The organism is Actibacterium sp., from assembly GCF_041584535.1.
Lineage (GTDB): Bacteria > Pseudomonadota > Alphaproteobacteria > Rhodobacterales > Rhodobacteraceae > Actibacterium_D.
The window spans coordinates 1-7,741 of the sequence record NZ_JBFHDW010000121.1 but is presented as its reverse complement, the minus strand read 5'-3'; the positions used below and the strand labels follow the sequence as shown (position 1 = coordinate 7,741).

The window sequence follows — 7,741 nt, the reverse complement described above, 5'->3', positions numbered from 1 at the left end:
TCAGTCACCCCTCGGTTTCGAACCATGTTCGGGCCTTGGAAGACATGATGAAATGCGAATTGTTCCTGCGCCGCCGGGGAACCGTGTCCAGCCTGACCGAACAGGGCCGCCGCCTGTATGAGCGCGGTCAGGACCTGTTGGCGCAGGCGATGTTGTTACAGCAGGACATGGCGCTTGATCGGCCGCGAAAGGCCCGCAAACCGCTACAGATCACCTGTCAGCGCTCGGTGGCAATCAGTTGGCTGTGCCGGCCCTTGGCGCTGTATGCCCGTGAAAACCCCGATGTCGAATTTCAGGTCGAGGTCGGCGGTTATGACATGGCGATCTCGAACGTGATCGAACAACAGGCCGATGTCGGCTTTCTGATGTCCTATGAAAAGATCATCGACGTCGCGACCGAAAAGATCGGGCGCGCGACCTTTTCTTTCTATTGCTCGCCCAGCCACCCGCTGGCCAGCAAGTCGATCGTCCCGGTCAAAGAGCTGAAGCTTTATCCGCTGATCTCAACCAAGCGCGACAGTCGCTTTGGGCAGATGGAGGTCAACATGATGGCCGATGCCGGCGTAAGCGATTATCCGGCGACCCACCAGATTCAGGAAGGCACGATCGTGCAGGAACTGGTGATGCTGGGGCTGGGGGTGTTCTGCGGGCTGGATCAGATCGCGGCCTCGCAAGTGCTGTCCGGCGCGTTGGTGCGTATCCCGGTGGATATCCCCGAAATGGCGATGGACGTGCACTATGCCTTTGCGCCGAACCGGCGGCAAAGCAAGGTTGCACAGCGGTTTCTGGATTATCTGAAGCTGTATCAGCGGCGCGGACGGGCCTCGGCCTCAGCGCCAGCTGTGCCCCCGGAGAACTGAGCGCACGACCATCAGGCTGGCGGCGCCCTGTGCCAGCATCATCGTGATAAGCACCGGCCATGCCGTCGACCCGTCAAAGGCCGACACGATGGCCGATCCGATCGAGGCGCTGGTCATCTGAACCGCGCCCATCGCTGCGACCGCCGTTCCGGCGCGCGTTGGCACATGGGTCATCGCCAGCGCGGTGACGTTCGGCATCCCCATGCCATGCCCGAATGCCATCGCCATTGCCGGGATGAAAAAGATCGGCGCCGAGGGCGTCAGAACGATGGACAGCGCCACCATCACCGCCACTCCACCGGTGCTAATGAACGTGCCAAAGAACAGCACCCGCCGCATCCCGGTCAGACGCACCATCCGCGACGCCAGCGCGTTGCCCAACAGATACGACACCGGAATTACCGTATACCACGCGCCAAAGGCGGCGGTGCCCAGCCCGATTGTGGCCGTCAGGATCAGCGGCATTCCGGTCAGAAAGCCGAAATAGGTGACGCTGAAAAGCGAGGCGTGGACGTTATAGGACAGAAACGGCACGTTTCTGAGCAGGCCCAGATACACCTTCAGATAGCCCGAGAAACTGCGGTCGGCATCGTCCTTGGGCGCGGTCTCGGGCAGCTTGAACACAATCGCGGTCATGATCACCAGCGACAGCGCCACCAGCAGGAACAGCGTCGAGCGCCAGCCATAATGCTCAGAGATAAACCCGCCAACCGCTGGCGCGATGATCGGCGCGATGGCCGAGATCATCACCACCCGCGCCAAGGCCTGCGCCATGCGGTCGCCATCGTGGACATCTTTCAGGATGGTGCGGGCCAGAACCACACCCGCAGCGCCGCCAAAGGCCTGAACCATCCGGCCCGCCATCAGAACCGTAATGTCCGGCGCCAGCGCCGAAGTCAGGCCGCCAATCGCATAGGCGGTGATCCCGATCAGCGCCATGCGCTTGCGGCCCCAGCTGTCGGACATCGGCCCGATCAGCAATTGCCCGACGGCAAAGACGATGAAATACAGCGTGACGGTCAGTTCAACCTGATGTTCCGCCGCGCCCAGATCGGCCCCGATCAGGGGCAGGGCGGGCACATAGATCGACATGGCAATCGGCCCAGCGGCCACCATCGCCGCCAGCAGAAGATTGGGCGGCGACGCGGGGGCGGCAAGCTGAGACTGTGGGTCGCTCATTCCCCGTCTTGGCCAGCCGTTTGCAGCTTGTGATACCCGTAACGCTGGCGCGCCTCGGTGATCGACATGCCAGCGCGGACAGCTTTGCGAATGCCAACCTCGGCCTGGGCGATGGCTTCGGCGGCATCCAGAACCGCGGCTTCGTGTTCTTGCGGAATGACGACGACGCCATCGGCATCGCCGCGCAGAATATCGCCCGGCGCGACCCGCGCTCCGCCGATGGTGACGGGAACCTGTTCGGCCTCGACCTGCACGCGGTCCTTACCGGTGCGCATCCATGCGCCCCGGGAAAACACCGGATACCCCAGCTCGATACACAGCGCCGAGTCGCGGCAGATCCCGTCGATCACCGTGCCCGCCACGCCTTTGACATGGGCCATCTCGGTCAGGATGTCGCCCCAGACGGTCGCGTCATCCCGCGCGCCATTGTCCAGCACCACCACCTGACCGGGCTGGACCTGATCCAGATAATCCCCGACCGTTCCCGGCGGGTTCGAGGCCGGACCATACAGAACCGTGTAGGCGCGGCCGGTCATGCGGAACCCGTGGTCGCGCGGCGCCACCTTATAGCACTGGCCAAGGATGCGCAGCTTGTCCAAAGCATCCGACAGGGTTGCGGTATCCAGCTTTGAGGCGCGCTCGACAGCGGTATCGGTCATCAAAAGATATCCCCGAACAAGGTGCGGGCGTTGTCCTCGAACACCGCTTTCTGACCGGCGGCATCCAACAGCGTTTCGATCGTCGGCTTGGTGTCGTCAAAATCACGGCCGGTTTTCGGGTTCGGCGCGCTGCCGGTGCCGGGACGTTCGGTGCCAAAGACCAACCGGTCAGTGCCCATGACGTTGAACAGCAGCCGCAACGCGTCTTCGGAATACAACGTGGTATCGAACCAGATCTTGCCCAACCGCTCAAGGAAGGTGCTTTCCTGCTTGCGGCGGATCGACCACGAATGAAAGCGGCCCATCTGATACGGCAGCGCACCGCCGCCATGCGGGATGATCAGCTTCAGCGTCGGGAAATCATCGAACACGGTGCTTTCGGTCAGGCTGACCGCAGCGATGGATTCTTCGTTGATGAATTTCAGCGTATAGCTTTCGCGCGAATGCTGACTTGAGGCCGAATGCACCAGCGCAGGCACATCCAGTTCCACCATCTTTTCATACAGCGGATACCAATAGTCCTCGCCCAGACCCGGAGGCGGCAATTGCCCGCCCTCGCCCGGATCGGGGTTCAAAAGACAGCCGACAAAGCCCAGCTCGGTCACGGCGCGCTCAAGCTCGTCAATCGCGGGCTTCAGGTCATAATCGCGGTGCTGCGGCAGCCCGGCCATGCCCTTGATCCGGTCAGGGAACATCGCCACCTGCCGGGCAATCGTGTCGTTGTTGAACTTGACCCAGGTCTGCGTGACCTTGGCCGGGTCCACCGAATGCAACTGCATGAACGGCCGGGGCGAGATGATCTGCCAATCGGTGCCGACCTTGTCCATATTGCCAATGTGGCGCGCCATGATTTCGTGCAGCGCCTCGTCGGTGATCGGCTGACGCGGACCCGCTGTCGGGTTGGCGCGGCTGGCCACCAGATCGGCGGCATACGAGGAAATGGCCTGCGGAAAGACCGCGTGGGCGTGGGTGTCAATAATCATCGTGGATCCCTTGTGATGTCGCCGGGCGGAAAGTTGTAAAGGTCGAGCGTCGACGCGCCCTGTCGCAATTGTTCCAGAATTCCGGCCTCTTTGTCCTCGCGGGCCTGCGCGCGGGTCAAGGTCTCGGCCACTTCATCGGCCTGCAAAACCATGACGCCATCCGCATCGGCCACGACCAGATCGCCGGTATGCACGGTCACGCCGCCAATCGTCACCGGCGCGGCGATGCTGCCCCGGGCCTGAACATCCTTGCCGGTGCCGCGAATGCACAGACCGCGCGCAAAGACCGGAAAGCCAAAGTCCTCAAGCATGTCGCGGTCGCGCACGCAGGCGTCGATGACCAGCCCGGCAATCCCGCGCTGTTGCGCGGCGCAGGCCATGATCTCGCCCCAGTATCCTGCTTCGTAATAATCGCCGGTATGAACGACCAGAACCTCGCCCGGACGGGCGGCATAGATCGCGCGGTGCAGCCACAGATTATCGCAGGGCGGAGACTGAACCGTCAGGGCGCGACCGACAATCCGGGCGCCGGGCCAGACCGGCTTGATGCCGGATGGCAAAGCCCCCTTGCGCGCGCTGGCTTCCAAAAGCGTCGCGGCGGGAAAGGGGCGAGCCTGTTCCAGCAGATCATCCATGCCTAATCCTCCAGCATCCGCTCGTAATTGCCGGCCATGACGCTGCCCACTGAAATGCCCGCGTCAATCGCCGTCATCATCGCGGCCTCTTTCGCGAACAGCTGTTCGGCGCGGCTGATGATTTCGTCGGCGCGATCCGCGGGCAGAAAGGCGATGCCTGTGCCGTCGGCCAGAACCAGATCGCCGGGGGTGACCGTGATGCCATCGACGGTGATCGCGGTGTTGAATTCGGTCTCGATGATGCGCCCGCGCGCGGTGCGTGGCACTGATCCACGGCCATAAACCGGATAGTCAAAGGCGCGGGCCTCGTCGATATCGCGGCACAGGCCATCAATGATGGTTCCGGCAAGGCCTTTCTTGCTGGCCGCGCGCGACAGCAGACCACCCCAGCCGGCGCAATCGGTGCGGCTGTGATGTTCGACCACGATGACATCGCCAGCCGCAGCGGCCTCGATCGCCGAGGTGCACAGGTGGCGTTCGGCGGTGCGGCCTTTGGCCTCTTCCAGACGGACGGTCAGGACATGGCCGGCGATCTTGGTATCGGTGGCCAGACGTGACAGCCCTTGTGCGACGCCGGGCAAGCCCAGCGCGTCCAGCGCATCCGACACCACGCAGGTATCCAGCGCCTTCAGGCGATCAACAAGCGCGCTCATGGCTTAGGCCCAAGCCGCAAAGGCAAGACCAACGCCGGTGCCTGCTGGCGAACGATAGCCGGGCACATATTCCAGCCAATCAACCGGCAAATCCCCGACCGCGCCATGCACGCAAATCCAGTTCAGCGTTTCAGACGTGCCGTCGATGTAATTCTTGCGATGCAGCGACAGCAGGTCGGTCTCGTTCTTTTCCTTCAGCGCCTTCACGATCTTCGAATCGAAGGCTTCGTCGACCATAAAGTGGCTCAGACCGCCCGAGGCGATGATGCCGACCCGCAGATCGCCCGGCATGTCCTCGACCGCAGCGCGAATGGCCTTGCCGATTTGCAGCGCCCGGCGCGGGGTGACCTGATTGGGCTTGTAGAACGTGTTCAGCAGAACCGGTACAACCGGCACCGGCTTGGCGTCGTTCATCAGATAGCTGTGCACATAGGCAAAGGCGTGACCCTCGCCCGCGCCGTGGGGATATTCATTCACCGCCCCGACATCGAAATCGTTCTCGACCATATGGGTGATGATATGCTCGGCCAGATCCTTGGCGTTCGGATATTCCTTCGACGGGTTCGAGTAGAACCGCGAGCGCAGCTCGACCAGCCAATCCATCATTCCTGTCATGTCGGGCGGAAAGGCGTTCATGGCCTTTTCGCCGTGATAGATCGCCAGCGACGGTCGGTTCGAGGCCTTGAACATCTCGTTCTGGTCATCGCCGATGATGATCAGCGCGTCCAGATTGGCCGCTTCGATATCCTGTTTCAGCCGCGCGGTCGCCGCCCGGCATTGCGCGGCGCGCTCAAGCATTTTCTCGGGCGTTGCCTTGTCGGCGATCGCGGGGTCGGCATTCGCCAGAACCTGAGCATAGCTGATCCGGTTCCCCTCGCTGTCACGGAAAGGCAACATGTCGGCCTGATCGCGTTCGACCAGGCGGGGCAGTTCTTCGTCCTTGGCCAGCAGCATTGGCGAGTGTGACGTGGCAAGGCCCAACACGATCTTTGACATAATTCCCCCCGAATTTTCTAAGGTTGGTCCGGGATTGTCGCGCCGGACCTGTGACTGAGCCTATTGAATGGCAGTCAGGGGGCAGGTTTTGCAATACATGTGTTGGTTATTAAGGGTGTAGCCTTAACCTTACGACGCACCCGGCCAAGATAGCGTTCTGCGCCCCGACGCAGGCTTGGCGGACCCGATCGATCCCGGCATAATTCACCGAAATGAAGCAAAATGGATCATGAGAATGGCAGTTCTTTCAGTTCTGTTCGCCGCCTTGGGCGGATTCGTCATTGGCGGTGTCTGGTATATGGCGCTGGCAAAACCATGGATGGCGGCGGCGGGCATCCAGAGCACGCCCGAAGGCAAGCCGGCAAACGGGCGCAGCCCGCTGCCCTTCGTGATCTCGGCGATCACGATGATCCTTGTTGCCGGCATGATGCGGCACATGTTCGCCATGGCCGGTATCGACAGCGCCGCCAAAGGGCTGCTGGCCGGGCTGGGCATCGGCCTGTTTCTGATCGCACCGTGGACCGCGATGAACTACGCCTATGCGATGCGGCCACGGGCGCTGGCGATCATTGACGGCGGTTATGCCGTGATCGGCTGCGCGGTGATCGGGCTGATTTTAGGGCTGTTCTGAAAAAATGGAGGGCTCCGACACCCCGGAACCCTCCATCCACCCCGCGTGCTCTCAATCGCACCACACGCGTTCTAATGAGGGTCCGGCCGTCCTGGCCTGACACCACAGTGATACGGAAACCGGGGGGATTTCGCAAACCCCGAATTCCTAAAAACTGTGTCAAACCAAGGCGTTAATCTTGAAGATCGGTTAACCAACAAAAACGCCCGCCTGAGGATCAGACGGGCGGTCTTGTGCAAGGGTCGTATTGGCTTAGCCGTAGATGGCTTCTTTGCCGAAATGCTTGGTCAGCATGTAATAGACCACGGCGCGGTATTTGTTGCGCTCGGACCGGCCATAGGTCTCGATCACGGCGTTGATCGCATCCATCAACTCGGGACCGTCGGCAAGGCCCAGCTTCTTGATGAGAAAGTTGTTCTTGACGGTTTCCAGCTCGCCCGGCTGGGTCGCGGCGACGGTCGAGGCGTCGGCATCATAGATTGCCGGACCACACCCGATGGTCACCTTGGCCAGAAGATCCATATCCGGCGTCATGCCGCATTTGCTTTTCAGATCATCCGCATATTTGGCGATCAAATCGTCACGTTTTCCCATCGGTCTCTCCCACATTAACTGGACCAGTTACTGAATATCGCCCCGATCTGTGCGGGGTCCGGGGAAAGGTTAGCGACGAAGCCCGCCCAGACAAAGGGAAATCTGCCCCCGACTTCCCCGCCACGAAAAACGCCGCCGCCCTTATGGGCAGCGGCGCGGTATTCGGCGGGGAACCGGATCAATAGCGGTAATGTTCCGGCTTGAACGGGCCTTCCGGCGTCACGCCGATATAGGCCGCCTGCTCGGGTGCCAGCTCGGTCAGCTTGGCGCCGATCTTGGCGAGGTGCAGCTTGGCCACCTTCTCGTCCAGATGCTTGGGCAGGATGTAGACCTGGTTGTCGTATTGCTCGCCCTTGGTCCAGAGCTCGATCTGCGCCAGCACCTGGTTGGTGAAGCTGGCCGACATCACGAAGGACGGGTGACCGGTGGCATTGCCGAGGTTCAGCAGACGACCCTCGGAGAGCAGGATGATCTTGTTGCCCGAGGGCATCTCGATCATGTCGACCTGTTCCTTGATATTGGTCCACTTGTGGTTTTTCAGGCTCGCCACC

Annotated in this window: 10 protein-coding genes; 2 read left to right on the top strand and 8 right to left on the bottom strand. The window is 61.6% G+C overall.

Annotated elements, in window-relative coordinates; all coding sequences use genetic code 11:
- Window positions 1-860, top strand: an 860-nt coding sequence (locus ABYW26_RS07710; protein ID WP_372604195.1) for a LysR family transcriptional regulator, incomplete at its 5' end; no start/stop codon positions are given.
- On the opposite strand, the gene ABYW26_RS07705 is transcribed toward ABYW26_RS07710, so the two are convergent.
- From ABYW26_RS07705 to ABYW26_RS07680, 6 genes are read right to left on the bottom strand one after another with little or no spacing between them, the layout of a single operon-like run.
- Window positions 831-2,039, bottom strand: a complete 1,209-nt coding sequence (locus tag ABYW26_RS07705) for a multidrug effflux MFS transporter (protein ID WP_372604194.1) — start codon at window positions 2,037-2,039, stop codon at window positions 831-833. The genes ABYW26_RS07710 and ABYW26_RS07705 overlap by 30 nt on opposite strands.
- Window positions 2,036-2,698, bottom strand: coding sequence for an RraA family protein (locus ABYW26_RS07700; RefSeq protein WP_372604193.1), 663 nt, complete (start codon window positions 2,696-2,698; stop codon window positions 2,036-2,038). Before ABYW26_RS07700 ends, ABYW26_RS07705 begins: the two co-directional genes overlap by 4 nt.
- Window positions 2,698-3,681 carry an amidohydrolase family protein gene (locus ABYW26_RS07695; RefSeq protein ID WP_372604192.1) on the bottom strand — a complete coding sequence of 328 codons (984 nt, stop codon included), beginning with the start codon at window positions 3,679-3,681 and terminating at the stop codon, window positions 2,698-2,700. Before ABYW26_RS07695 ends, ABYW26_RS07700 begins: the two co-directional genes overlap by 1 nt.
- Window positions 3,678-4,316, bottom strand: coding sequence for a 4-carboxy-4-hydroxy-2-oxoadipate aldolase/oxaloacetate decarboxylase (locus ABYW26_RS07690; RefSeq protein WP_372604191.1), 639 nt, complete (start codon window positions 4,314-4,316; stop codon window positions 3,678-3,680). The genes ABYW26_RS07695 and ABYW26_RS07690 overlap by 4 nt, the downstream gene beginning before the upstream one ends.
- A gap of 2 nt (window positions 4,317-4,318) precedes the next feature.
- Window positions 4,319-4,969 carry an RraA family protein gene (locus ABYW26_RS07685; protein WP_372604190.1) on the bottom strand — a complete coding sequence of 217 codons (651 nt, stop codon included), beginning with the start codon at window positions 4,967-4,969 and terminating at the stop codon, window positions 4,319-4,321.
- A gap of 3 nt (window positions 4,970-4,972) precedes the next feature.
- Window positions 4,973-5,965, bottom strand: coding sequence for a hypothetical protein (locus ABYW26_RS07680; protein WP_372604189.1), 993 nt, complete (start codon window positions 5,963-5,965; stop codon window positions 4,973-4,975).
- A 235-nt stretch (window positions 5,966-6,200) separates the two neighbouring features.
- Here ABYW26_RS07680 and ABYW26_RS07675 point away from each other — a divergent pair, with 235 nt between their 5' ends.
- Entirely contained in the window at window positions 6,201-6,596 is a 396-nt protein-coding gene (locus ABYW26_RS07675) for a DUF1761 domain-containing protein (protein ID WP_372604188.1), read from the top strand.
- Window positions 6,597-6,848: 252 nt separating this feature from the next.
- On the opposite strand, the gene ABYW26_RS07670 is transcribed toward ABYW26_RS07675, so the two are convergent.
- Together ABYW26_RS07670 and ABYW26_RS07665 are read right to left on the bottom strand one after the other, a co-directional pair.
- Window positions 6,849-7,190 (bottom strand): DUF2853 family protein, encoded by a 342-nt coding sequence (locus ABYW26_RS07670; protein ID WP_372604187.1) that lies wholly within the window; start codon window positions 7,188-7,190, stop codon window positions 6,849-6,851.
- 178 nt (window positions 7,191-7,368) lie between these two features.
- A partial coding sequence (locus tag ABYW26_RS07665; RefSeq protein ID WP_372604186.1) for an adenosylhomocysteinase occupies window positions 7,369-7,741 on the bottom strand: 373 nt, incomplete at its 5' end.

Excerpts from the sequence above, each read along its gene's own strand:
- ABYW26_RS07690 (WP_372604191.1), bottom strand. The coding sequence starts at position 4,316 with ATGGATGATCTGCTGGAACAGGCTCGCCCCTTTCCCGCCGCGACGCTT.
- ABYW26_RS07680 (WP_372604189.1), bottom strand. The coding sequence starts at position 5,965 with ATGTCAAAGATCGTGTTGGGCCTTGCCACGTCACACTCGCCAATGCTG.
- ABYW26_RS07700 (WP_372604193.1), bottom strand. The coding sequence starts at position 2,698 with ATGACCGATACCGCTGTCGAGCGCGCCTCAAAGCTGGATACCGCAACC.
- ABYW26_RS07705 (WP_372604194.1), bottom strand. The coding sequence starts at position 2,039 with ATGAGCGACCCACAGTCTCAGCTTGCCGCCCCCGCGTCGCCGCCCAAT.
- ABYW26_RS07675 (WP_372604188.1), top strand. The coding sequence starts at position 6,201 with ATGGCAGTTCTTTCAGTTCTGTTCGCCGCCTTGGGCGGATTCGTCATT.
- ABYW26_RS07670 (WP_372604187.1), bottom strand. The coding sequence starts at position 7,190 with ATGGGAAAACGTGACGATTTGATCGCCAAATATGCGGATGATCTGAAA.
- ABYW26_RS07685 (WP_372604190.1), bottom strand. The coding sequence starts at position 4,969 with ATGAGCGCGCTTGTTGATCGCCTGAAGGCGCTGGATACCTGCGTGGTG.
- ABYW26_RS07695 (WP_372604192.1), bottom strand. The coding sequence starts at position 3,681 with ATGATTATTGACACCCACGCCCACGCGGTCTTTCCGCAGGCCATTTCC.